Origin of the sequence: Ideonella livida (assembly GCF_010499455.1) — a bacterium.
Classification (GTDB): Bacteria; Pseudomonadota; Gammaproteobacteria; order Burkholderiales; family Burkholderiaceae_C; genus Ideonella; species Ideonella livida.
Genome location: NZ_JAAGOH010000011.1, coordinates 100,399 through 125,469, shown reverse-complemented (window position 1 = coordinate 125,469; position 25,071 = coordinate 100,399). Strand labels below are relative to the sequence as shown.

Below are 25,071 nucleotides of genomic sequence, written 5' to 3'. Positions count from 1 at the left end.
TGCCCTACCGCCTGCTGCGCGCCTGCACCACCCGTTCCGGGTGGCGCAGCACCCAGGCCTTCAACCCCAGCAGGGCCAGGCTGGCCAGCACCAGGCCGGCCGTGGCCGCCACCCAGAAGCCGGGGGCGCCCCGCAGGGCCTCGGGGGTGCTGCCCGGCGCGGAGAAGGCCAGGTGCTGGCCCAGGCCCAGGCCCACGCCCCACAGCGCGCCGGCGTAGATGAACATCGGCCAGGCGGCCACGCGCCAAGCCCGCAGGGTGAAGGCCACCAGCGTCTGCACCGCATCGGCGATGTGGAAGGGCACCAGCCAGGCCAGCAGGGGCAGGGCTGCGGCCAGCACGGCGGCATCACCGGTGTAGAGCCCCAGCACCGGCTCGCGTGCCAGCCAGACCCCCAGCGCCAGGGCGGCGGAGACACCGCAGCCCAGTTGCAGGCCATGCCAGCCCAGGCGTCGCGCGTCCTGCAGGTCGCCTGCCCCGATGCGCTGTGCCACCAGGGTGGTGGTGGCGTTGGCCAGGGACAGCGGCAACATGAACATCAGCGACACCAGGTTCATCACCAGCTGGTGGCCGGCCACGGCGGTGGGACCCAGGCGGGCGATGAACAGGGCCATGAAGGCAAAGCCCGAGACCTCGATGAGGATGGCCGAGCCGATCGGCAGGCCCAGCCGGGCCTGCGCCCAGAGCACTCGGCCATCGGGCCGGTGCAGGCCGCGTCCCCACAGCTCGAAGCGCTCGTAGAAGCGGTCGCGCCGCAGCAGCCACAAGGCCCCCAGCAGCTGGACCGACATGGCTGCGGCCGTGCCCAGGCCGGCGCCGGTCACCCCCAGCGACGGCAGGCCCAGAGCGGGTGCCCCGCCCACCAGCAGCACGGTCAGCGGCGCCTTGACCACCAGTCCGCCCAGCTGCAGCGCCATCACAGCCTTGGGGCGGGAGACGGCGTTGTTGAAGGCTCGGAACACGGTGAACAGCAGTGCGGGTGGCAGCGCCAGCGCCAGGGCCAGCAGGTAGCCGCGCACGCCACCGGCCAGCTCGGGCGAGGCCCGCGCGATCCAGAGAAAGGGCTGCGGAAACAGCAGCAGGCCGCAGCCGGGCAGGGCCAGCAGCAGGGCCAGCCAAACGCCCTGGTGCAGCTGGTCGCCAGCCGTGCCCAGCCTGCCAGCGCCATAGAGCTGGCCCACCAGGGGCGACAGGCCGAGCACCGTGCCCATCAGGCCGATGAAGATGGTGATGTAGGCGGCCGCGCCCACGGCGTAGGCCGCCAGGTCCTGCGGCGCATGCCGGCCGACCACCACCGTGTCGATGGTGGCGAAGGCCAGCACCGCCAGTTGGCCCACCAGCAGCGGCCAGGCCAGGGGCAGCAGGCGGCGGGCGTCCCGGACCAGGCCGTGGCCGGCGCGGCGCGACTCAGCCACGGGCGCGCTCGGCATAGCGGTTGAAGCGCCAGGCGGTGCCTTCGGCGGTGATGCGCCGCCAGACCTGACGTTTCTGCGCCGGGCTCAGGCTGGGCCAGTGCTGCACCTCGACTTCGGTGCGGCCGCAGCCCTTGCAGACCGCATCGCCCTGGGCGGTGGAGCAGATGGCGATGCAGGGGGCGTCGGGAGTGCTGGCGTACCAGGCCAGCCAGGCGGCATGCGCGGCACCGTCCAGCCGGGACTCGGGCACCTCCTGTTCGCGGCGGTAGACCATGTCGCCATAGACCTGGGCCAGCGCGAGCACCTCGGGGCAGGCCTGCACCCCGTCGAGGGAGGGATGCTTGTCGCGCCACCAGTTGATGGCGGCTTCCAGGTCGGTGATGTGCAGTGAGGCCATGGGCAGCGCGGGCCGCCTGTGGGGCGGCCCCAAAAGGCAGAGGCCACCCGTGTGGGGTGGCCTCCAGGGGCGATGCGCCGGATTCTAGGAGCCTGGGCTCAAGCCTGCAGCGCCTTGGTGCAGAGCTTGAAGTCGGCGTCCTCAGGAAAGGGCTTGACCGCGAAGCCCAGGCCACGCATGAGCTTGAGCATCGAGTCGTTGTTGGCCAGCACCAGGCCCTGGATCTCGTCGAGGCCCTTGGCGCGGGCCACGTCCATGATGGCCAGCATCAGACGCGAGCCCAGGCCCTGGCCGGCGCAGGCATCGGACACCACCAGCGAGAACTCGCAGGTCGTCTGGTCCGGGTTGGTGATGTAGCGCGAGACGCCGATGATCCGCTCCACCTCGGTGAAGCTGCCGTCCTCCTGCAGCTGTCGCTCGGTCTGCACCGCGGCCAGGGCCATCTCGCGGTCGTAGTCGATCAGGGTGTAGCGGGCCAGCATCTTGGCCGGCAGCTCCTGCATCGAGCTGACGAAGCGGAAGTACCGGCTTTCCGGACTCAGCGAGCGCACCAGATCCTGCAGCATCTGCGCGTCGTCGGGATGGATGGGCCGGACCTTGACGACGCCACCGCCCTTCATGGGCCACTCCCGCTCCAGGCCCGCCGGGTAGGGCAGGATGGCCAGGTGCGGATAGGCTTGGTTGCTCTGGGCCGCGTGCTCCACCACGATGCGGGCATCCACCGCCACGGCGCCATCCTCGTCCACGATGATGGGGTTGATGTCCATCTCCCGCAGCTGCGGCAGCGTGCAGACCATCTCGGAGACGCGCAGCAGCACCTGCTCCAGCGCTTCCAGGTCCACCGGCGGGCTGCCCCGCCAATGCTGGAGGGTCTCGGCCACCCGGGCACGCTCGATCAGGCGCTGGGCCAGGAACTGGTTGAGCGGCGGCAGCTCCATGGCCCGGTCGTTGATCAGCTCGATCATGGTGCCGCCGGCGCCGAAGGTGATGACCGGCCCGAACGGGTCGTCGGTGCTCAGGCCGATGTAGAGCTCGCGGCCGCGTGGCTTGCCGCTCATGGGCTGCACCGTGGCCCCATGCACGCGCGCAGCGGGCTGCAGGCGCTTGACCCGTGCCAGCATGTCGTGGAAGGCGTCGCGCACCTGGCTGGCACTGGTGAGGTTGAGCACCACGCCCTGCACATCGCTCTTGTGGCTGATGTCGGGCGAGTCGATCTTGAGCGCCACCGGGTAGCCCAGCTGGCTGGCGATCAGCATGGCCTCGGTGGGGGTGCGGGCCAGCATGGTCCGCGTGACCGGGATGTGGAAGGCCGCCAGCAGCGCCTTGGATTCCATCTCGGTGAGCACCCGCCGGCGCTCGGCCAGCACGCCTTCGATCAGCAGGCGCGCGCCTTCGGCGTCGGGTTCCTGCAGCGCACTCAGCGGCGGCGGGGTCTGCTGCAGCAGTTGCTGGTTCTGGTAGAAGCTGGCGATGTTGCCGAAGGCGTCCACCGCCGCCTCCGGGGTGCGGAAGCTGGGCAGGGGCTTGGCGTGGAGCAAGGCACGCGCCTCGCGTACCGAGTCATCACCCATCCAGCAGGCCACCACCGGCTTGGACAGGCGCTGGGTGGCCTCCAGCACGCCCTGGGCGATGCTCAGCGGGTCAGACTGCCGGTAGCACGCCGGCTTGGGGCTGTAGATCACCAGGATGCCATCCACCCCGGCATCGCCGGCACACGCCTGCACGGCGGCCTTGTAGTGCTCGCCGTTGGCCTCCTCGCCCAGGTCGATGACCTGGCTGACCGCGGCCACTGGCGGCAGCTTGAGCGCCAGCGCGGCACGGTTGGCCTCGCCCAGGCGGGCGACCTCCAGGCCGATCTCGTTGGCCCAGTCGGCGGCCAGCACGCCCGGCCCGCCGCCATTGGTCACGATGGCCAGGCGCTTGCCGGTGGGGCGGTAGCGTGAGGCCAGGCAGCGTGCGGCCGAGAACAGCTGGGTGAAGCTGCGCACCCGCACCACGCCGGCGCGGCGCAGCGCGGCCTCAAAGACGTCATCGGCGCCGACGATGGCGGCCGAATGGGTGAGTGCGGCGTCACTGCCGGCGGGCTTGCGGCCGGCCTTCATCACCACCACCGGCTTGACGGCGGCTGCGGCCCGCAGGGCGCTCATGAAGCGCCGGGCGTGGGTGATGCCCTCCATGTAGACCAGGATGGAGTGGGTGGAACCGTCGTTGGCCAGGAAGTCCAGCACCTGCGCCAGGTCCACCGCGGTGTTGGCCCCCAGCGAGACCACGGTGGAGAAGCCCACACCGTTCTGCCGCGCCCAGTCCAGGATCGAGGACGTGAGCGCGCCGGACTGCGACACCAGGGCCAGCGGACCGGGCGAAGCCAGCGCCCCCGCCACGCTGGCGTTGAGCTTGAGTGCCGGACGCTGGAAGCCCAGGCTGTTGGGCCCCAGCAGGTACACACCGTGGCGCTTGGCCACCGCATGCAGGGCCGCGCAACGCGCGGCCGGCAGCCCCGAGGTGGCCACCAGTGCCGCCTTGCAGCGGATGCGCCCGGCGATTTCCAGCGCCGGCTCCAGCTGGTCATGGGGCAGGGCGATCAGGGCCAGATCGGCGCGCGAATGGGCCAGATCGGCCAGCGTGCCCTGCATGCCGATGTCCAACCAGGTGATCGCGCCGGCGAAACCGCAGCCCTTGAGGGATTCGATCAGCGCGGCGGCCATGGGGTCGGCCAGTTCCGGATGCTCAGGATCGCCCGCGAAGACCACGATGGACTTGGGCAGGAACAGGGGTGTGAGGAAATGCTGGTCCACGGACGTGTCGCCCGCCGTTGCCGGGGGCGTGTGTAGTGCTGGGGTGACGGGGCAGGATACGCCCGGGCGTGGGCCCGCGTCGTGTCCGGGGCGTCGCGTGCTTGCTTTGCGTCAAGGCCTGGGGGCCCGGAGCCCCCTGCCCGCCAGGCCTGGCGAGAACGCGGCAGCCGGGGCCAGCGCCCAAAGGCACTGAACCGCCGGCCCCGTCCTCCCGGGGGCGCGGGCGGTGGGGCAAGGCGGTTCAGCAGAAGGGCGGCGGCGGGCGCCGCTCAGAAAGGTGGGGCGGGTGGACTCACCAGGAGGCCCGACCCATCCCCATCACGCGGCGGTACCACTCGTGGAAGTGCTGCATGCCGATCTCCATGGGCTCCTGGTAGGGACCCACCTCGTCATCGCCGCGCTCGAACAGGGCCTTGCGGCCGGCGTCCATGCGCTCGCCGATCTCGTCGTCCTCGATGCAGGTCTCCATGTAGGCCGCGCGCTGGGCTTCACAGAACTCACGCTCGAAGGCGGCGATTTCCTCGGGGTAGTAGAACTCCACCACGTTCAGGGTGCGGTCGATGCTGATCGGATACAGCGTGGACACCGTCAGGACCTTGGGGTACCACTCGACCATGATGTTCGGGTAGTAGGTCAGCCAGATCGCCCCCTGCTTGGGCGGCTGGCCGTCATGGGCTTGCAGCACCTGGTCGCGCCAGCGCCGGTACACCGGCGACCCCACCTGCTTGAGCTGGTCGTGGATGCCCACGGTCTGTACCGAGTGGTGCTTGCCAAACTCCCAGCGCAGGTCGTCGCAGGTGACGAAGTGGCCCAGACCGGGGTGGAAGGGGCCGACGTGGTAGTCCTCGAGGTAGACCTCGATGAAGGTCTTCCAGTTGTACCTGCACTCGTGCATCTCGACGTGGTCGAGCACGTAGCCGGAGAAGTCCAGGTCGGCGCGCGGTCCCAGGCCGGCCAAGTCGGCGGCGATGTCGCGGCCGTTGTCCTCGAAGACCATGCCGTTCCAGGTCCGCACCTTGTAGTTGTTGAGGTGCAGGCAAGGGTCGTGGTCGAAGTGCGGGGCACCAATCAGCTTGCCCTGCAGGTCGTAGGTCCAGCGGTGCAGCGGGCAGACCACGCTGCTTTTGGTGTTGCCCCGCCCCTTGAGCATGATGGCTTGCCGGTGCCGGCACACGTTCGACACCAGCTGCACCCCATCTCGGGTACGCACGAGCATGCGCCCCTCGCCCTCCTGGGGAAGGGCGTAGTAGTCGCCCAGTTGGGGCACGGACAGCTCATGCGCGAGGTAGCGCGGCCCGTGTTGAAAGATGAGTTCCTGTTCACGCTTGAACAGGTCGCCATCGAAGTAGGTGGATACAGAGAGTTGAGAGCGCGTGCGCTCCAGAGCTTCCAGCGTGATGCTCAGGTCCGACATGATCCCCAGGATCTCCAAAAACACATGCCAGTGAACCCCCCACCCGGTGGCCCCGCGGGTGGGTTTGTGACGATTCTTCCTGCGGCCGGGCGATGCCGTCTCCGGTGCCGACCGGACCGGCCTGGGCGCCTGCGCGGGGCAGGATTTGGGGTCGCCAGGCAGGCTTTTGGCCGCAAAAAGGGGCTGAATTCTAGCGTGTACCCTGCGCCTCGGGGTGGTTTGGCGTCTGATCAGGATCAAGGCTCCCCAGGGACTGCCCGCGTGGTCGCCCGGGGCCATGAGGGGCGATGACTACAATCCGTGGCTTTTGTCCTGCCCCGCCGCCATGTGCTTTTCTCGACGTCTGCCGGGCCTGCGCCGGCCCCTTGCGCCGAACCCGACGGGCCCGCGCGGTGGTCTGGCGTGCTGTCCTTCGCCCGGTCCTCGCGGGGTGGTGCGGTGACGGCGCAGCATCCCCTGTCGGCCTGGATGGCCAACGAGCAGCGGCGCATTGAGACCTTGCTGGGCACGATGGTTCCCCGGGAGGCGCCGGCCGGTCTCGGTGAATCCATGCGCTATGCCGTGCTGGACGGCGGCAAACGCATCCGCCCGCTGCTGGTGATGGCCGCTGCGGAAGCTGCAGGCGGGCGGCATCCCGAGGGCGCCGACCGTGCGGCCGTGGCGGTGGAGCTGATCCACGCCTATTCGCTGGTGCATGACGACATGCCGTGCATGGACAACGACTTGCTGCGTCGCGGCAAGCCAACGGTCCATGTGAAGTTTGGCGAGGCCCAGGCGATGCTGGCGGGCGACGCCATGCAGGCCCTGGCCTTTGAGGTGCTCACGCCAGAGCCTTCGGCGCAGCTGCCCTGCGCCCTTCAGGCGCGGCTGGTCGCGCTGCTGGCCCGGGCGTCCGGGCATGCGGGCATGGCGGGTGGCCAGGCCATCGATTTGGCCAGCGTGGGTCGGCCCCTGGACGAGGCCGCGCTGCGGGACATGCACCGCCGCAAGACCGGCGAGCTGCTGTGCGCCAGCGTGCTGATGGGGGCGGCCAGCGGTGGCGAGACGGCCGTGGTGGAGCCCCATTTCCACGCCTTCGGCCAGGCCCTGGGCGTGGCATTCCAGGTGGTGGACGACATCCTGGACGTCACGCAGGCCTCCGAGGTGCTGGGCAAGACCGCCGGCAAGGACCAGGACGCCAATAAGCCCACCTACGTCTCCATGCTCGGGCTGGAGGCTGCGCGGCAGTACGCCGCCCAGCTGCACGCCCAGGCACTGCAGGCCCTGGCCACCTGCGGCCCCGAGGCCGACAAGCTGCGCTGGCTGGCCGACAAGGTGCTGCATCGCCAGCATTGAGCCCGCCCTCGGGCACTCGTCACGACATCGCGCAAGAACCGGAACCTTCCGCATGAACCACCCCTTGCTGGAGACCATCGACAGTCCGGCCGATCTCCGCGCCTTGAGCCGGCCACAGCTCAAAACCCTGGCGGCGGAGCTGCGGGACTTCCTGCTGCAGAGCGTGAGCCGCACGGGCGGCCACCTGTCCTCCAATCTGGGGACGGTGGAGCTCACCATCGCGCTCCACCATGTCTTCGAGACGCCACACGACCGACTGGTCTGGGACGTGGGCCACCAGAGCTATCCCCACAAGATCCTCACCGGCCGCCGCGAGGCGATGGCCACCCTCAAGCAACTCGGCGGGATCAGCGGCTTTCCTCGGCGCAGCGAGAGCGAGTACGACACCTTCGGCACCGGGCATTCCTCGACCTCGATTTCTGCGGCGCTGGGCATGGCCCATGCGGCCAAACTCAAGGGCGAGCGTCGGCGTGTGGTTGCCGTGATCGGCGACGGGGCGCTCACGGGCGGCATGGCCTTTGAAGCCCTGAACCACGGGGGGTATGCAGGCGGCGCCGGGCTGCCGGACATGCTGGTCATCCTCAACGACAACGACATGTCCATCTCCCCGCCGGTGGGAGCGCTCAACGGATACCTGGCCCGACTGATGAGCGGGCGCTTCTATGCCGCCGCGCGCGAAGGGGCTAAGTCGGTGCTGCGGCACACGCCGCTGTATGAGCTGGCCAAGCGCCTGGAGGAGCATGCCAAGGGCATGGTGGTGCCCGGCACGATCTTCGAGGAGTTCGGGTTCAACTACGTCGGCCCGATCGATGGGCATGACCTGGACTCTCTGGTGCCCACGCTGGAGAACCTGCGCCAGGCCAAGGGGCCGCAGTTCCTGCATGTGGTGACCAAGAAGGGCTTTGGCTACAAGTTGGCCGAGGCCGATCCGATCAACTACCACGGCCCTGGCAAATTTGATCCGGCAGTCGGTTTGCAAAAGCCTGCTGCGCCCGCCAAGCTCACCTTCACCCAGGTCTTCGGGCAGTGGCTGTGTGACATGGCGCAGGCCGACCCCCGGCTGGTCGGCATCACCCCGGCCATGCGGGAAGGGTCCGGCATGGTGGAGTTCGAGCAGCGCTTCCCGAACCGGTACCACGATGTGGGCATCGCCGAGCAGCATGCCGTCACCTTCGCGGCCGGGCTGGCCTGCGAAGGCCTCAAACCGGTGGTGGCGATCTATTCCACCTTCCTGCAGCGCGGCTATGACCAGCTGATCCACGATGTGGCGTTGCAGAACCTGCCGGTGGTGTTTGCGCTGGACCGTGCCGGCTTGGTTGGCGCCGACGGCGCCACCCACGCGGGTGCCTTCGACATCGCCTACCTGCGCTGCATCCCGAACATGGCGGTGCTGACGCCTGCCGACGAGCGCGACTGTCGGCAGGCCCTGTCCACCGCCTACGGCCGAGAACATCCAGTGGCCGTCCGCTACCCGCGTGGCGCCGGGGCAGGCGTGGCACCGGACGCGGATCTGGACGTCTGGCCCTGGGGCCGTGCGGAGCTGCGCCGAGAGGGGCGCAGGGTCGCCATCCTCGCGTTCGGCACCCTGCTTTGGCCTGCGCTGCAGGCGGCGCAGGCCTTGGATGCCACCGTGGTCAACATGCGTTTCGCCAAGCCCCTTGACTTGGAGATGGTCGAGCGCATGGCTGGCAGCCACGAACTCCTGGTCACGCTGGAGGAGGGGTGTCTGGCGGGTGGTGCCGGTTCCGCGGTTCAAGAGTGGTTGGGCCAGCAGGGGCTGACCGTCCCGGTGTTGAGTCTGGGTCTGCCCGACGAGTTCATCGAGCATGGTGATGCCTCGCGTCTGCTCAGCGACGTGGGGCTGGATGCTGCAGGCATCCAGCGGCAGATCGAGCGGCGGTTGGCTGGGCCCTGACTCCCCTACGTCCTAGGGGTGGTCTGGGTTCGCGTGCACTGTTTCACGCGCTTTCCCGCTCGTCTTGGGAGCTTGTCCGCTGGTACTGCAACATCTTGAAACTTGTGGTGATCGGTTCAATATGCACGGGTGACCACCCCCTTCGCAAGCCCTGTCCCACTCGTCTCCCAGCGCGGCATGACCCTTGTCGAGCTGATGGTGGTCGTCCTGATCGCGGCCATCCTGGCCACCATTGCCGTACCGGCGTACCAGAACATGCACAAGACCCAGACCGTCGACGCCATGGCGTCGGTGTTGACGGAGTCCTTGCAGTTCGCCCGTTCCGAGGCCTTGCGGCGTAACGCTCGTGTTGTCGTGTGCGCGAGCACGGACGCCGATGCGACGGCGCCAAGCTGTCGGGCAGAGGGTGATTGGTCCGAGGGCTGGATCGTGTTCCTGGATGCCGACGCCGATGGCACGCTCGCCGACGGGGACCGTGTGCTCAAGGTCCACTCCGTCCTGGGCATGGGTACCGAGGCGACGGACCTGGATGACCAACTGGCAATGACCTTCCTGCCCAATGGCATGGTGTTGGCCACCGAGGCCGCCATCGCTGCGGACCGCAACGCCGTCCATGGGCTCAAGGTCTCTCCTTTCACTGATGACGCCGCAGACTACCAGCGGGTGGTCTGCGTGACCCGTGCCGGCCGCATCGAAGCCAAGTCAGGGACACACGCATGCTGAGCAGTCAACAGGCCCGGCGAGGTCCCGCGCGGCACCGACGTCGTTCACGTGGCGTCTCCCTGATCGAAACACTGGTGGCAGTGTTCGTGACGTCCATCGGCTTGCTGGCCATGGCTAGCCTGGTTGGCATCGCCGCCCGGTATGCCAAGACAGCCGAGTTCCGCATGGAGGCCTCCCTCCTGGCCCAGGACATGGCAGACCGCATGCGCGCCAATCAAGGCACCGCCGCAGAACTCGACAACTACATCCTGCAGCCCACGGACCTGGCGCAGGCGGCGCCTGAGGCGCTGCCCACCTGCGCCGTCGCCACCGAGTGCACCCAGGCGGAAATGGCGGCCATAGACCTGGCGCTTTGGCGGCGAGGGCTGCGCAACCGCCTGCCCAACGGGACGGGCTACATCGCCGTGGCCGACCAGGCTCTGCGTGCTGTGGACCTCTGGGTCGTCTGGCAGGATCCTGCCGCCTTGACCAGCACCGACGACTGGGGTGAATACCTCAACGCGGGTGACAGCGAGCGCTCCTGTCCCCCGCAGATCAAGGACATCACGCCCTTGCCCCGTTGTCTCTACATGCGGCTTGGTCTGTGATGCGCGCGCGCTTGACTCCTCGGCGGGCGGCCCGGCGTCGGCAACACGGGCTGACCTTGGTCGAATTGATGGTCTCCGTGACCATCGGGCTGTTCGTGGTTGCCGCCATGTTCCTGGCCTATTCCAATTCGGGTGGCACGAGCCGGCAGGCCAACATCGTGATCCGCATGTCCGAAGACGCCGCCCTGGCCTTCAACGTCCTTCGCCAGCAGGTGAGTCTGGCGGGTTTCAGCATGCCAGTGGGCGTCAACGCCGGCCAGACGGCGTTGACCAAGCGATTCAACAGCCGGGGTGTTTTTGGCTGTGACGGCGCATTCGAGGACATGGACGCCGACATCGACACCCTGGCCTGTGACGAGGCCGCCGGGGCCGCCCCCGACAGCTTGGCCGTGGCCTTCGAGGCAGACGCCTTCAACAGCGTCCTGACCGCCGATGGGTCGCCCGTGGATTGCATTGGCAATGGCATTCCCCTGGTACCCGGCGCCGACTACTGGGTGTCCTATTCACGCTTCTATGTGAGCAACGGCACGCTGTTCTGCCGCGGGTCCGGCAATGCCGGAGGCCAGGCCCTCATCGACAACGTCCAAGAGGTGTCCTACCAGTTTGGCGTGGCCAAGGCCGGCGAGCATCGGGCAAGTTACTACGACACGGCTGGCAATCTTGACGCGGCCGCCTGGAGCCGGGTGGTGACCGTCAGGGTGTGCCTGGTGCTGCGGAGCGCGGAGCCAATTCTGGAAGGCGTCAGCGTGGCCAATCCCAACACCTATCAAGGCTGTGACCCCTTCGCCGATCCGGTTGACATGGGGGCGGCGGACCGGCGTCTCTACCGTGCCTTCACCAGCACCATTGCGGTCAACAACCGGCTTCTGAGGCAACCTTCATGAGTACTTTGTACGCTCCGGTCTTCAGGCGGCCCACCCAGCGGGGGGCCGCCCTGGTGGTGGCCCTGGTGCTGCTCATGCTGATGTCCCTGGGGGCCGTCTCCTTGATGAAAGGGGCGGTGAACGCGGAGGTCACCGCCAACAACGCCCGCCTCAGGGGCCTGGCCGAGCAGGCGGCACAGGTTGCACTGCTGCACTGCGAACGCCTCTACCAGGCAGAGTCCGCTGATCTGCCGGTCCTGCCCAGCCAGGGCGTGGACGACCGCTGGTCCAATCCGGCCGAATGGCGTGATGGCCGGCGCTACGTGTTGCCCATGAGCGCCCTGATGTCTGATATCAGTTCGTTCACCAGCTATGGCCAGGACGCCATGCCGCAGTGCATGGCAGAGTTGGAAGAACTGCCCGACGGGACCGAGGTGGTGATCATCACCGCCCGAGGCTTCAGTCCGGATTACTCGGCTTCGCCGAATGGCGCTACCTTGTCTGGGGCGCAGGTCTGGCTTCAGAGCACCAGTTTCTTCAAGGACGTCTCAGAGTGATCTGGCGGATTTCCATGCAACACCACGGTTTGTCCATGGCCACCCCACCAGGTTTCGGGCTGGTGGGGGCGCTCCTGTTGTCGTCGGTGAGCCTTGCGGTGGAGCCTTCGCAGCGCCCGTTGGTCGTCCGCTCCGGCGAGGTCCCGTTCCCCAACGTGATGATCACGCTGGACGACTCGGGCTCCATGCTGTTGGATTACATGCCCGAGGGCAACTTCAAGGTCAACGGCTACTCCCTGACCCTCAGCAACGGCTTGGGAAATCCGGTGGGTTTTCCGGGGGAGCCGCGCTACAACACCGTTACCGTCCCCGCACTCAAGACGGGCGCTTCCGCCTATCAGATGCAGTACCGGTCGCCGGACGTCAATGTGCTCTGGTACAACCCCGCGATCCTCTATCTTCCCTGGAGCCGCTCCGACAAGACGGGCGGCAACTACGGTAACGCGGTGGCCACCGCCGCCAAATGGGACCCTGAATTGCTGGTTCCGCCGGCATATCCCGCCTACAACCTCAGCCCGACGGGTGGCAAGGTCACGCTCAATATCAATTGGTGCGAGGCATCGGACTGTTACCGTGGCACCAAACGTCGACAGGACTTTTATCCTGGCACTTATTACCGGCTCAAGGCTGGGCAGGATCCGACCAAGACGGCGAGCTATGACCGGTATGACGTGAACGACACCACCGGGGCGCATGCGGCCTCGGGCATTCCGCCCAACCGGACCGATTGCAACACGTCTGCGGAGATCGCCGCCAACAAGTGCAATCAAGCGCATGAATTGCAGAACTTTGCCAACTGGTTCAGTTACTACCGCACCCGTGAAGGGTTGGCCAAAGGCGCACTGTCGCAGACCCTGGCCAACTTCAAGGACAAAATGCGTGCCGGCTTCGGTCGGATGAACACGTCCAGCAGCGACTTTGACTGGGATACCTATACGCCCCGCACCCTGACGGTCGACGGTCGAACGGGCTACGTGGTGAACCTCGGCATCAGGCCCCTGGACACGGATCATCTCAAGCGCATGCAGGAGTTGATCTTCACCACGGTCTCCTTCGGCAATACACCGACCCGATTTGCACTGGATGAGGTGGGCCGGTATTTCAAGGACCGAACAGACGCCTACAGTCCCTGGCTGTCCACGGTGGGCGTGCCGTCCAGCGGCAAACTGCGTTGCCGGCGGTCCGTGAGCCTGCTGGTGTCAGATGGGTACTGGAACGCCAGTGAGCCTGACGGCTGGGTCGCGCCAGAGGACCTCGACACCTCCGCCTCTCCTTTCGACTACAGCAGCAGCGCGGACAATCCCTATGGCTTCTCGCCGACCCAGTACCTCCCCGTACGCCCCCTGGTGGATGGCGCTGGTTCTGCGGGAACAGCCGTTGCCGGGACACTGGCAGATGTGGCGGCCAAGTACTACCGGGAGGATCTCGACGCGTCGGTGGAGAACGGCATTGCGCCCAGCGATGGCGATGTGGCCTATTGGCAGCACCTGACCCAATACATGGTCGGTTTGGGCGTCAGCGGCACCCTGGATGCTTCCTCTGCCACGGCCAAGGCCGAGACGTTGAGAAAAATCCGTCTGGGCGACCTCAACTGGCCTTCACCTTTCTCGGGATCGACCAGCACCCGCATCGACGACATGTGGCATGCGGCGGTCGTCAGCGGTGGCGATTTCTATTCGGTACGCAACCCCACCGAACTCTCCAACGCGCTCAAGGATGCGCTGGGCAGCGCAGTGGGGGTGCTGGCCAAAGAGGCGGGTGTGGCCACCACCACCAGTACGCTCACGGCCGGGAACATCAAGTACGTTCCCCGCTACAAGTCGGTGGCTTGGTGGGGTGATGTGGAAGCCTACAGTCTGGATGCCCGGGGCTCGGTTCCCACGGGCAGCTCGCCGATCTGGGTGGCCTCTTCGTCCTTGCCTGCGCATGGGTCTCGTGCGCTCTACACCATGGGCTCCGCGGGGCCGCTGCAGTTCAAATGGGCAGGTGCGATCCAGGCGGATGCGGCCTTGGTTTCTGCCACGGGCTTGACGGAGAACCTCGTCAATTACATCCGGGGAGATGCCACCCGGGAGGGGGATTCCAGCACTTTCCGCTCCAGAGGCTCGAAGTTTCTGGGCGACTTCGTGAACTCGCCCCCGCTGCTGATACAGGGCAATCTGGATCTGGATTACGAAACGCTTTCCGACAGCAGCCAGTCCCAGAGTTACTCGGCCTACCTCGCGGCCAAGAAGGCGCGCACGCGGGGTGTCCTGGTGGTCGGGGGCAACGCCGGCGCGCTGGAGTTCTTCCGTACGACGGACGGACAGGAGGTCTTTGGTTATCTGCCGCGAACCGGTTTGAAGAACCTCGGCATCCTGGGTCAGCAGGACTACGGCAGCGACGCCAACTACCACCGGTATTTCGTTGACGGCCCGACCTACGAGACGGACGCCCACATCATCCCGCGAGGTGAGTCTGCCGCCCGGTGGACGAACATGGTGCTCAGTTCCATGGGCAGCGGTGGCCGATCGGTTTCTGCCTTGGTCGTGCCGACGGATGATCCTTCTGCGATCGTGGGTGCCGACGCCGTGCAGTGGGAGCTCCGGGATGACCCCGACCTTGGGCACGTCACCGCAGATTTCCGCGTCGGCAAGGTGCAGGGCAGCGGGGGGGGCTGGTACGCTTTCATTGGCAATGGCATCCACAGCCCCAGTGGCGTGGGTGCCCTGCTGGTGGTGGACCTCAGGACCGGTGCGGTGGTCCGGCGTCTGTATGTGCCGGCCACGGCCACCAACGGCCTGATGGGGGTTCGCCTGCTGCGTAATGCCCATCAGGAGGTCTATGCGGCATACGCGGGAGACCTGCTGGGCAATCTGTGGCGGTTTGATTTTCGGGGCCCCTCCCCAGACGACTGGCAGGTTGGTTTTTCGGGGCAGCCGGTGTTCAAGGCGACCGACGCTTCTGGCGCGCCGCAGCCCATCACCGCAGCGCCCAATGTCAAGGTGCATCCCCGCAAGGGGCATCTGGTGCTGTTTGGCACTGGCAAGCTGCTGGACGAGTCGGACTTGGCGGTCTCGCAGGTCCAATCCTTGTATGGCATTTGGGATGACACCGAAGAGGGGCAGTCCAGCGTGGGCCAAGACAGCCCCTTCAAGTCGTTGTGGGATGCCGGGCGTGCGGGCAGGCAAGCGTTGCAGACCCAAACTGTCGACCGTCCCATCCAGGTGGAGGGTGAGACCCAGTACGTGCTGACCCAGAATCCGGTGGACTGGGAGACCCAGCAGGGCTGGGTCCTGGACCTCACGCGCGCCTCAGGCGAGCGGGCGACGTATCTGGGCACGCAGGTGGGTGATTCGGTGACTTTCACCACAACGGTGCCGGTGGCCAACGTCGAGGCCTGCCGGGTGGCGGTGGGCGGGGCCTACAACTATTTCCTCAACGCCCTGACGGGCGGGGCCATCGATGACTTCTCCGGGCCCGGCAGCACCATTGCCGGCTCCATCTATGCAACCCGTGCCGACGGTCGTGACACCCTGCTGCAGTCCCAGGAGGGCTTGATCTGCAACGAGGATGTGGGGACATGCGCGCCACCGACCTGTTCGGCGAGCGAGCTCTGTCCTGACGGGACAGGCCTGGTGGCCATTGTCAACACCGACAACCAGGCCGTGCTGCGCTGCGTGCCTTGCGGCAAGGGACCGGAGGTCAAGACCCGCAAGCTGATCGACCGCATCTGGCGCCCCATCGTCAATCCGCCTAAGTGAGTGTGCACACAACCATGTTTTCTCAGCTCAGGGGTGCCGTGCGTGGACGCCAACAAGGCTTCACGCTGATTGAACTGTTGGTGGTGGTGGCGGTTGTGGGGATCCTGGGGTCCATCGCCTACCCGTCCTACACCAAGTATGTGCAGAGGGGAAAGCGCTCCCAGGCCCAGTCGGCCATGGTGGCCGCCACCCAATTTCTCCAGCGCTATTACTCTGCGCGGGGAACGTACTCGAACGCGACATTGCCTCCGGCCTATGAGCAGGGCGCTGGGGGTTATGACATCACGTTGACGGTGGATGAGGATGGGCAGGGGTTCTGGCTGAGCGCCAACCCCAAGGCGGGAGCGCTGGAAGGAACCGCCATTGATCCGCAGTGTGGAGTGCTGAGCCTGGCCGCCACGGGTGCCAAATCAGTCAGTGGGTCGGGGACGGTGGCTGAGTGCTGGAAATGAACGACGCCCGGTCGGGCTTACGCTGTCCCCGGGCGCCGTAGTGCTCAGATTTCTTGGATGAGACGGCTGAACTCATCCACGTCCTCGAAACTTCGGTACACCGAAGCGAAACGCACATAGGCGACCTTATCCAGTCGCTTGAGTTCTCGCATCACCAATTCGCCCACGCGGGTGGAGGGCACCTCGCGCAGGCCGCTGGCCAGGAGTTGCTCCTGGATGCGCTCGATCGCCGCATCGATTTGCTCGATGCTCACCTGACGTTTGCGCAGCGCCAGGGTCATGGAAGCCCGCAGCTTGGCGGGTTCAAACTCGACACGTGCTCCGCTGCGCTTGACCACCGCGGGCAGGGCGACTTCGGCCCTTTCGTAGGTAGTGAAGCGTTTGCCGCAGCCATGGCACTTACGTCTCCGGCGGATGACGTCCCCATCATCCGATTCCCGGGTCTCAACCACCTGACTCTCGGTGTGGGCGCAATACGGGCAACGCATGGGTCCGGAGTGTCGCAGCACGCACGGGCAGGTGGCGCCGCCTCAGGCGGGCCGTCTGCCGTCATACGTTCTGTGGATCAGCGATAGACAGGGAAGCGCCGGGTCAGCGCCGCCACCTGCTCGCGCACACGGGCGAGGTTGGCCTCATCATGCGGGTTGTCCAGCACGTCGGCGATCAGGTTGGCGGTCAGGCGCGCCTCTTCTTCCTTGAAGCCGCGGGTGGTCATGGCCGGCGTGCCCAGCCGGATGCCGCTGGTGACCATAGGCTTTTGCGGGTCGTTGGGGATGCCGTTCTTGTTGCAGGTCATGTGGGCGGCGCCCAGGATGGCTTCGGCTTCCTTGCCCGTCAGGTTCTTCGGCCGCAGGTCCACCAGCATGACATGGCTGTCCGTGCGACCAGACACGATGCGCAGACCCCGGGCGATCAGGGTGTCGGCCAGCACCTTGGCGTTCTTCACCACCTGTTCCTGGTAGGCCTTGAACTCAGGGCTCAGGGCTTCCTTGAAGGCCACCGCCTTGCCAGCGATGACGTGCATCAACGGGCCGCCTTGGATGCCGGGGAAGATGGCTGAGTTGACCTTCTTGGCCACGGCTTCATCGTTCATGAGGATGATGCCGCCACGCGGGCCACGCAGGCTCTTGTGGGTGGTCGAGGTCACCACGTCGGCATGGGGCACCGGGTTGGGGTACACACCCGCGGCGATCAGGCCGGCGTAGTGGGCCATGTCCACCATGAAGTAGGCACCGATTTCCTTGGCGATCTTGGCAAAGCGCTCGAAGTCAATGCGCAGGGCGAAAGCCGAGGCGCCGGCGATGATCAGCTTGGGCTTGTGCTCGCGAGCCAGCGCTTCCATCTGCTCGTAGTTGATGTCTTCAGCAGCGTCCAGGCCGTAGCTGACGACCTTGAACCACTTGCCCGACATGTTCAGCGGCATGCCGTGCGTCAGGTGGCCGCCTTCAGCCAGGCTCAGGCCCATGATGGTGTCGCCCGGCTGCAGCAGGCCGAAGAACACAGCTTGGTTAGCCTGCGAGCCGGAATTGGGCTGCACGTTGGCGAAGTTGGCGCCGAACAGTTCCTTGACCCGGTCGATGGCGAGCTGTTCCACCACGTCCACGTTCTCGCAGCCGCCGTAGTAGCGCTTACCCGGGTAGCCTTCGGCGTACTTGTTGGTCAGTTGGGAGCCCTGCGCGGCCATGACGGCCGGAGAGGTGTAGTTCTCGCTGGCGATCAGCTCGATGTGCTCTTCCTGGCGCAGGTTCTCGGCCTGCACAGCGGCGAAGACTTCGGGGTCGACATGGGCCAGCGTCGATTGGGAGCGGTCAAACATGGAGATTCCTTCAGGTCGGGGCGTGATAACCCTGCGTATCCGCCCGTGTTGGCGGTCGGCAGGGTGCCCAGGCGAGCGGCAATTCTTCGCTGCGCTGCGCAGCGCCGCGCTCCACGGTGGTGATCCACCCATCACATGGTCGCCCCGGAGGGACGGGCCACGGACTTTCGCCAGTCGCGCGTAGGAACAGGATTCTAGCGGGCAGGGGCCGTCGCGGCCCTGCCGGAGGCATCAGCGGGCCAGACGTGCTTCGCTACCGGCCTTGTCCCAGCTGAGGGACAGATCGGCCTGGGCCAGCGGGCCATTGGGGGCGGCCGGTGCCGCCTCTGGCACCACGTTGGGCACATTCACTGGAATCTTTCGCCCGGACGCCACTGCAGACAGGTGGCGCTGTTCCGTCAGCACGCGGTGCGCGTAGCCGCCGTCGTCCTCCAGGTTGGCTGCGCCTACGTAGAAGCGCAGACCCGCCTCCAGACTGCCTGCGCGTGCGATGCACTCCTTGAGTACCTGCACCCCGACGCGGAGGTTGGTCACCGGGTCAAAGGCGGCCAGACGTCCACCGAATGCCTCGTACTTGTCGTTGTGGACATGGGTCATGACCTGCATGAGGCCCTGCGCGCCCACGGGGCTCTGGGCAAAGGGGTTGAAGCTCGACTCGATGGCCACGATGGCCAGGATGAGCGTGGGCTCCAGACGTACCTTGCCGCCGACTTGCCAGGCTTCCTTGACCAGCCGTGCGACCGGTTCGGGTGCCACGCGGTATCGGCGGGCCAACCACTGCGTCACGGCCGCCTGCTGCTTGTCCAGGCTGGAAGGATCGGCCGCCAGCGCCTTGGCCAGCTGGGCGACTTCCGCGTCCTCTGGCAAGCTGTAGACGCCGGCATCTGCCACGCGGGCCGCTTCGCGGGCCTGCAGCCAAGCGAAGATGGATTCTTCGGCCTGGGCGCGCAGGTCCGCACGACCCAGCACGAGCAGACCGAGTGCCAGCACCAGCAGTCCGAGCATGGCCAGCATGTTGTGGCTCACCTCGAGCAGTCCATGGCCCACGTCCGTCAGGAACACCCGGGTGGCGTTCTTGCCGTTGGTGGCCATGCGCTGAACCCAGGAGGTTCCCGTCATGTCCGTCCTTTCGAAGCACGTCAGGCGATGCGGCAAGTCCGCACGAACAGGCGGTGCAAGCACGCTGACGATAATCGGCTGCCACCGGTTTGACTGCGGTGGAGGCGCTCCAGGGCGCCGGGGTGGCAGGGCTTGGCAGTCCGACCTGTCACGGGACGCGTCGTTGTGCGCGCCGGATCGGGCTGTGTTCTTGATGTTTTCCGGGATTGTAGGAAGGTCGAAAATAACCGGTCAACAATAAGGGCAGGCTCTCTTATTACTTTCATGTATGAAATTTCGCGATCTTCGAGACTTCCTGCAGGGGCTTGAAGCCCAGGGAGAGCTGCGTCGGGTTGCTGAACCCGTCTCCCCGCACCTGGAAATGACGGCGCTGGCCGACCGCGTGTTGAGGGCAGGCGGACCGGCCTTGCTGTTTGAGAACTCAGGCCGCAACGGTGTGCAAGTACTTGCAAACTTGTTTGGCACTCCCCGTCGGGTGGCCTTGGGCATGGGGGCTGATCAGGTGTCGGATCTGCGGGATGTCGGCCGGCTGCTGGCGGCCCTGAAGGAGCCGGATCCCCCAAGATCGTTGAAAGATGCCGGCAAGCTGCTGGAGATGGCCAAGGCGGTCTGGGACATGAAGCCTGCCCTGGTCCGCCATGCACCGTGCCAGGAAGTGGTGCAGCAGGCCGACGAGGTCAACTTGGCCGACTGGCCCATCCAGCATTGCTGGCCGGGGGATGTGGCGCCCCTGCTCACCTGGGGGCTGGTCATCACCCGTGGGCCGCAGTCGGTGGCCCGGCCGCGCCTTCGGCAGAACCTGGGGATCTACCGTCAGCAGGTCATCGGCCGGCGGCGTCTGATCATGCGCTGGCTGGCCCATCGCGGAGGTGCCTTGGATTTCCGCGACTTCGCCCGAGCGCAACCCGGGCGCCCATTTCCACTGGCGGTGGCCTTGGGCGCGGATCCGGCCACCACCCTGGGGGCCGTCACGCCGGTGCCTGACACCTTGTCGGAGTATCAGTTTGCGGGTCTGTTGCGGGGGGGGCGCACTGAGCTGGTGGAGACCTCGGTCGGCGAGGGGGCGCTCAAGCTCCAGGCGCCAGCCCGCGCGGAGATGGTGCTGGAGGGACACATCCCTGTGGCCGCAGTCGGCTACCAGGGAGAGAGCGAGTTGGGCATTCCCCTCAAGGAGGTGGGGGGCTACCTGCATGCCTTGGAGGGGCCCTACGGTGACCATACGGGCTACTACAACGAGCGGGATTGGTTCCCCGTGTTTGAGATCGACCGGCTGACGCACCGTCGCGATCCCATTTACCACTCCACCTACACCGGCAAGCCGCCTGATGAACCTGCGGTGTTGGGCGTGGCGCTCAACGAAGTGTTCGTGCCGATCCTGCAGCGGCAGTTTCCGGAGATCGTGGACTTCTACCTGCCGCCCGAGGGCTGCAGCTACCGGCTGGCCGTCATCTCCATCCGAAAGTCCTATCCCGGGCATGCCAAGCGGCTGATGTTCGGGCTGTGGAGCTTCCTGCGCCAATTCATGTACACGAAGTTCATCATCGTCACGGATGACGATGTCGACATCCGTGACTGGAAGGAGGTCGTCTGGGCAGTGACCACTCGAATGGATCCAGTCCGGGACGCGACGCTGGTCGAATCCACCCCCATCGACTACCTCGACTTCGCCTCACCGGTGAGTGGCCTGGGCGGCAAGATGGGGCTGGATGCCACCCACAAGTGGCCGGGTGAAACCGACCGTGAATGGGGCCGGACCATCACCATGGACGAGGCCGTGACCCGCAAGATGGATGACCTTTACGATCGTCTGTTCTCCAAGTCTTGAGTCGTCTTGCCAAAGGTGGCGCAGCGCGCTAATCTAACAGCGCCTCTTGTGCGAGGCATCTCAAAGGGCCGCATCCGTGCAGCCCCTGGAAGGGTCGGCCCTGCAACCGCCGGCGCTCTCCAGCAAGGTGGTCCGCGTGACCACCACGAGCCCCTCCCACGGTCGTGGTGAGGGGCTTCGTGCTTCTGGGGGCTTGATGCGGTGGAGCGGGGGGCCGGCGGGGCCGGTGGCATGCCCGTTAGCCCACAATCGCGCCCCAGTGGATGGGAGCCCGGAAGTGGGTACGTGGAGATACATGTCCTTTTTGCGTAGCGTGTGGTTCAAGTGGCTCTCGGTGGGCCTGCTCCTGGGGGGCGGTGGCCTAGGTCTGCTGCTTTGGTGGGGCGTACCCTGGGGGCTGCAGCAGGTCCTCCAAGGCCCGGTGAGCGACAAGCTGGGCCGTGCTTTGCGCGCGCAGTCCATTGATTTCCAGCCATGGGATGGGCGGCTGGTGATCCAGGGCTTGGCGATTGCGGGCGCTACGCCGGGGCAAGACTCGCTGCTGACGCTGGATCGGCTCGACCTGGATGTGGCCGTGTTCCACAGCCTGTTGCGCCTGGCTCCCGTGGTGGAAGGCCTCGAAGTGGTGCGTCCTGTGGTGCGGGTGGCCCGTGTGGGAGCGGGACGCTACGACTTCGACGATGTGCTGTCGCGTCTGAGTACCCCGCCGTCTCCTGATGAGCCGAAAGCGCAGGCACCGCTGCCCCGCTTCGGCTTGCACAACATTCGCCTGGTGGGTGGCGAGCTGCTGCTGGATGACCGCCCGGTGGGCCGTCGGCACCATGTGCAGGCGTTGCAGGTGGCGCTGCCCTTCCTGTTCCACCTGGACCACCAGGATGTGGAGACGGTGGTGGAGCCTGCCTTGAGCTTGCGCCTGAACGGCGCCGTGTTGGCGGCGCGCGCTGAGGCGACGCCTTTGGCACCCAACCGGGCCGGTCGCCTGGAGTTTTCGCTCAGTGGATTCGCCCTGGGGGAGTGGCGAGAGTACCTGCCTGCGGCGGTGCCCGTGATCCCGGAGTCGGGGCAGTTGGACCTGCGGGTGGCGCTGGACTTCTCTGCGCCCGCCCAGGCGACGCCAGCCTTGAAACTCTCGGGTTCGGTACGCGTGGCCGATCTGGTCCTGCGTGAGCGCACGGCTTCGGGCCAACCAGGGGGGCGCCTTTTGCAGTTGCAGCGGGCACAACTGGATGTGCAGGCCGTCGACCCCTCCCGTCGGCGCGTGGGATTGGAGGCCCTGACGCTGAAGGGGCTGGACCTCTGGGTCGAGCGGCGCGCGGACGGCCGCTTGAGCGGCCTGCCCGCTGGACCCTCACCCTCCCAGGCGGCTGCGGCGCCGTCCGAGCCGCCCAAGCCGCAGGTGCCCGCCGCAGGCGGTCCCACAGGCCCCTCTGCATGGCAGCTGGCCCTGCAGCGGCTGGATTTGCAGGACATCCGTCTGCATTGGCGCGATCGTGTGCCGCAGCCCAGCGCCGAGTGGGACCTCAAGTGGCCCCGGGTGTCAGGCCACCAACTGGCCTGGCCGCTTGTCGACGGGGCGGCGCCTGGGCGCCTGGCGGCGGAAATGTGGCTCCACAGCGCCAGGGAGGGGGGACAAACGATGGGCCACCTGGACCTCCAGGGGCATATGTCCACATCCGGCACCCGGGTGACCCTGCTGGCATCCGACCTGGATTTGGACTTGGTGGGGCCCTATCTGCGGTCGCATTTGGCCCCTCGGCTGCGCGGGCTGGTTGGCCTTCAAGCCGAGGCGGCCTGGGCGGGTTCACCCGATGGACCGCCGACTGAATTGCGAGTGGTGCAGGCGGACTTGCGGGACCTGGCGGTGCACGAGCCTGGCGAGGCCGCGAATTTGCCCGCTGCGCGCTGGCGGCGCCTGGCGGTGCGGCAGGCTCAGGTTGATTTGGCGGCCCATCGGGTGCAGGTCGAAGAGGTGCGGTGGACTGCCCCGCAGTTGTTGGTGCGCCGGGATGCGCAAGGGCAGCTCAATGTGGCCCGGTGGTTACACCCGGGCCGGCCTGAAGGCGCGGTGGTCGCTTCAACGGCGGCGCCATCGTCTCCGCCGGCGACTGCTGCTCCGGCCTGGTCTCTGGGGCTGCAGCGGTTTGTGCTGGAAGACGCCGCCCTGCAATGGCGCGATGCCTGGCCGGCGGCCGGACCCGTGGCGATGGACCTGGATCGGCTTCAGCTCACGGTGGGCGCCCTGGCCTGGCCTCCTGCACCCGGCTTGCCGGTGGCGGTTGCAGGCAGCGCCCAGGTGCGCGCTCCCGGTGCCGAGCGGCAGCTCGCCGGCCAGATGGGCTGGCGGGGGCAAATGGGCCTGGCGCCCTTGGCATGGCGTGGCCAGGCGCAGATCGAGCGATTGCCGGTTCATCTGGGGGCCGCTTATGCCGGTCAGGCGTTGCCGGCCCGTCTGGTGCGGGCCCTGTTGGGATGGCGGGGGCAGACCGAGCTGAGGCTGGCCCCCGCGGGGCTGCAGTTGCAGACACAAGGGGATGCCCGGCTGACCGATGTGCTGGTCCGTACACGTGCCGAGGGACTCAGGGAGGCGGAGGACCTGCTGAGCTGGCAGGCGTTGAACCTTTCCGGCCTGTCTGTGCAGCTTCAGCCCGGGCGAGTGCCGCAGTTGGCACTGGCGGAGGCGAGCCTGACGGACTTCTTCGCCAGCATCCTGATCGACGAGCAGGGCGGCCTCAATCTGGCGCCCTTGGTGCCAGCCCCTGCGCAGGGCGCCGTGTCAGCACCGGCGGCGGTGGCCGCGGCCCCAGCGCCTGCCGACGCAGCATCGGCACCCGTTGTGGTCAGTGCCTCAAGAGAGGCGCCGCCTGCCGCGGTGTTCGAGGTAGGGGCCCTGCGACTGCGAAACGGGCGCGTGGAATTCACGGACCGTTTCATCCGCCCCCAATACAGTGCCTCGCTCAGCGAGCTCAACGGTTACGTCGGCCGCCTCTCCAGCGGGAGTCGAGACATGGCGCCGGTGGAGATCAGTGGTCTGATCGCCGGCACGGGTCTGCTGGATGTCCGAGGGGGCGCCAATCCTCTGGTCAAGCCGCCTGTGCTGGACCTCCGGGCCAAGGCGCAGGACATCGAGTTGGCCCCCCTGTCCGCTTACGCCGCCAAATACGCCGGATATGGGATTGAGCGCGGCAAGTTGTCCGTTCATCTCGCCTATCGCGTGGACCCGGGTGGCGCGCTGCAGGCAGAGAACCAGCTGGTGCTCAACCAGTTGACTTTTGGCGACGCCTCCAACAGTGCCGAAGCCACCAAGCTACCGGTGCGTCTGGCCCTGGCCCTGTTGAGCGACCGGCATGGTGTCATCGACGTCAACTTGCCGGTCAGTGGTTCGCTGAGCGACCCACAGTTCAGCGTTGGCCAAGTGGTGCTGAAGCTCCTGGGCAACATGCTGGTCAAGGCGGCCACGGCGCCATTTGCCTTGCTCATGGGCGCAGGGGAGGCTGCGCCCGACGCCCTGCCGTTCCCGCCGGGACTGGCGCAGCCTGCGCCTGAGGCGCTGGGGGCGCTGGACGCCTTGGCGGGCAAGCTCAAGGAGCGCCCGGGGCTGCAGCTCGGCCTGACCGGTTTGGCGGATCCGCAGCAGGAGCGGGAGGCCATGCGTAACGCCTGGCTGGAGCAGCAGCTGCGGATCGAACGGCGCAAGGAGCTGCTCGCCGCAGGGGCGGCGCTGGATGTGGAGGTGTCTCCCCCTCAAGGCGCAGAGCGTGAGCGTCTGTTGCGCGCCTTGCACAAAAGCCGCCGTGGTGCCTCCTGGGTGGGGCCATTCCAATCGACGCTGCCGGTGGCACAGGTGGAGTCCGAACTGCGGGCCACGCATGTCGTGGGTGAGGACCAGGCACGGGAGTTGGCGCTGCAGCGTGGCATGGCGGTCCGCGACGCGCTGATCGCCCGCGGGGTGTCGCGGGAACAGTTGTTCCTGGGCGCCCCGCGCCTGCACCTGTCGGCAGAGGACGAAGGCGGCGCGCCGTGGTCGCCGCGGGTCCTGCTCGGGCTGGAGACCCGCTGAGTTTCAGGGGTGCCACGGGCCCCCTGCGCACCCGGGCTTGCGAGATCGTCCAATGGAGG

At 67.0% G+C, this 25,071-nt stretch carries 17 protein-coding genes and 1 riboswitch; of the genes, 10 read left to right on the top strand and 7 right to left on the bottom strand.

From position 1 onward, the window contains the following. Positions 1–4 precede the first annotated feature (4 nt). The 4 genes from G3A44_RS11105 to G3A44_RS11090 all read right to left on the bottom strand — a co-directional run bounded on the left by G3A44_RS11105 (position 5) and on the right by G3A44_RS11090 (position 6,020). The gene (locus G3A44_RS11105) at positions 5–1,429 is read right to left on the bottom strand and encodes an MATE family efflux transporter (protein ID WP_163457585.1); all 1,425 of its coding nucleotides are present in this window, start codon (positions 1,427–1,429) and stop codon (positions 5–7) included. Further along, the gene (locus tag G3A44_RS11100) at positions 1,407–1,811 is read right to left on the bottom strand and encodes a DUF3717 domain-containing protein (RefSeq protein WP_163457584.1); all 405 of its coding nucleotides are present in this window, start codon (positions 1,809–1,811) and stop codon (positions 1,407–1,409) included. The genes G3A44_RS11105 and G3A44_RS11100 overlap by 23 nt, the downstream gene beginning before the upstream one ends. Positions 1,812–1,909: 98 nt before the next feature. Then, positions 1,910–4,606: a bifunctional acetate--CoA ligase family protein/GNAT family N-acetyltransferase gene (locus tag G3A44_RS11095; protein WP_163457583.1), complete on the bottom strand. Its 2,697-nt coding sequence runs from the start codon at positions 4,604–4,606 to the stop codon at positions 1,910–1,912. A 292-nt stretch (positions 4,607–4,898) separates the two neighbouring features. Further along, a complete protein-coding gene (locus G3A44_RS11090) occupies positions 4,899–6,020 on the bottom strand; it encodes an aromatic ring-hydroxylating oxygenase subunit alpha (RefSeq protein WP_163457582.1) in 1,122 nt (373 codons plus the stop codon). 468 nt (positions 6,021–6,488) lie between these two features. Here G3A44_RS11090 and G3A44_RS11085 point away from each other — a divergent pair, with 468 nt between their 5' ends. From G3A44_RS11085 to G3A44_RS11050, 8 genes are all read left to right on the top strand, one after another. Further along, entirely contained in the window at positions 6,489–7,355 is an 867-nt protein-coding gene (locus G3A44_RS11085; protein WP_163457616.1) for a polyprenyl synthetase family protein, read from the top strand. A 52-nt stretch (positions 7,356–7,407) separates the two neighbouring features. Then, entirely contained in the window at positions 7,408–9,270 is a 1,863-nt protein-coding gene (dxs, locus tag G3A44_RS11080; RefSeq protein WP_163457581.1) for a 1-deoxy-D-xylulose-5-phosphate synthase, read from the top strand. Positions 9,271–9,399: 129 nt separating this feature from the next. Next, positions 9,400–9,993, top strand: coding sequence for a GspH/FimT family pseudopilin (locus G3A44_RS23520; RefSeq protein WP_310734361.1), 594 nt, complete (start codon positions 9,400–9,402; stop codon positions 9,991–9,993). Continuing rightward, positions 9,987–10,580, top strand: a complete 594-nt coding sequence (pilV, locus tag G3A44_RS11070; RefSeq protein WP_239061810.1) for a type IV pilus modification protein PilV — start codon at positions 9,987–9,989, stop codon at positions 10,578–10,580. The genes G3A44_RS23520 and pilV overlap by 7 nt, the downstream gene beginning before the upstream one ends. Next, positions 10,580–11,464, top strand: coding sequence for a PilW family protein (locus G3A44_RS11065; RefSeq protein ID WP_259372997.1), 885 nt, complete (start codon positions 10,580–10,582; stop codon positions 11,462–11,464). The genes pilV and G3A44_RS11065 overlap by 1 nt, the downstream gene beginning before the upstream one ends. Further along, a complete protein-coding gene (locus tag G3A44_RS11060; RefSeq protein ID WP_163457578.1) occupies positions 11,461–12,000 on the top strand; it encodes a PilX N-terminal domain-containing pilus assembly protein in 540 nt (179 codons plus the stop codon). Before G3A44_RS11065 ends, G3A44_RS11060 begins: the two co-directional genes overlap by 4 nt. A gap of 35 nt (positions 12,001–12,035) precedes the next feature. Further along, entirely contained in the window at positions 12,036–15,743 is a 3,708-nt protein-coding gene (locus G3A44_RS11055) for a pilus assembly protein (RefSeq protein WP_163457577.1), read from the top strand. A gap of 14 nt (positions 15,744–15,757) precedes the next feature. After that, positions 15,758–16,195 carry a type IV pilin protein gene (locus G3A44_RS11050; protein ID WP_163457614.1) on the top strand — a complete coding sequence of 146 codons (438 nt, stop codon included), beginning with the start codon at positions 15,758–15,760 and terminating at the stop codon, positions 16,193–16,195. Positions 16,196–16,239: 44 nt separating this feature from the next. Here G3A44_RS11050 and nrdR read toward each other — a convergent pair whose 3' ends face one another. The 3 genes from nrdR to G3A44_RS11035 all read right to left on the bottom strand — a co-directional run bounded on the left by nrdR (position 16,240) and on the right by G3A44_RS11035 (position 19,130). After that, positions 16,240–16,683 carry a transcriptional regulator NrdR gene (gene nrdR, locus G3A44_RS11045; RefSeq protein WP_163457576.1) on the bottom strand — a complete coding sequence of 148 codons (444 nt, stop codon included), beginning with the start codon at positions 16,681–16,683 and terminating at the stop codon, positions 16,240–16,242. A 77-nt stretch (positions 16,684–16,760) separates the two neighbouring features. Beyond that, positions 16,761–18,011: a serine hydroxymethyltransferase gene (gene glyA / locus G3A44_RS11040; protein ID WP_163457575.1), complete on the bottom strand. Its 1,251-nt coding sequence runs from the start codon at positions 18,009–18,011 to the stop codon at positions 16,761–16,763. Positions 18,012–18,069: 58 nt separating this feature from the next. Continuing rightward, positions 18,070–18,199, bottom strand: a riboswitch (ZMP/ZTP riboswitch). 43 nt (positions 18,200–18,242) lie between these two features. Then, the gene (locus tag G3A44_RS11035) at positions 18,243–19,130 is read right to left on the bottom strand and encodes a lytic transglycosylase domain-containing protein (protein ID WP_239061809.1); all 888 of its coding nucleotides are present in this window, start codon (positions 19,128–19,130) and stop codon (positions 18,243–18,245) included. A gap of 268 nt (positions 19,131–19,398) precedes the next feature. Here G3A44_RS11035 and G3A44_RS11030 point away from each other — a divergent pair, with 268 nt between their 5' ends. Beyond that, on the top strand, positions 19,399–20,955 hold the full coding sequence (locus G3A44_RS11030) for a UbiD family decarboxylase (protein ID WP_163457574.1): 1,557 nt from the start codon (positions 19,399–19,401) through the stop codon (positions 20,953–20,955). Between the two features lie 295 nt (positions 20,956–21,250). Then, a complete protein-coding gene (locus G3A44_RS11025) occupies positions 21,251–25,012 on the top strand; it encodes a DUF748 domain-containing protein (RefSeq protein WP_163457573.1) in 3,762 nt (1,253 codons plus the stop codon). Positions 25,013–25,071 lie beyond the last annotated feature (59 nt).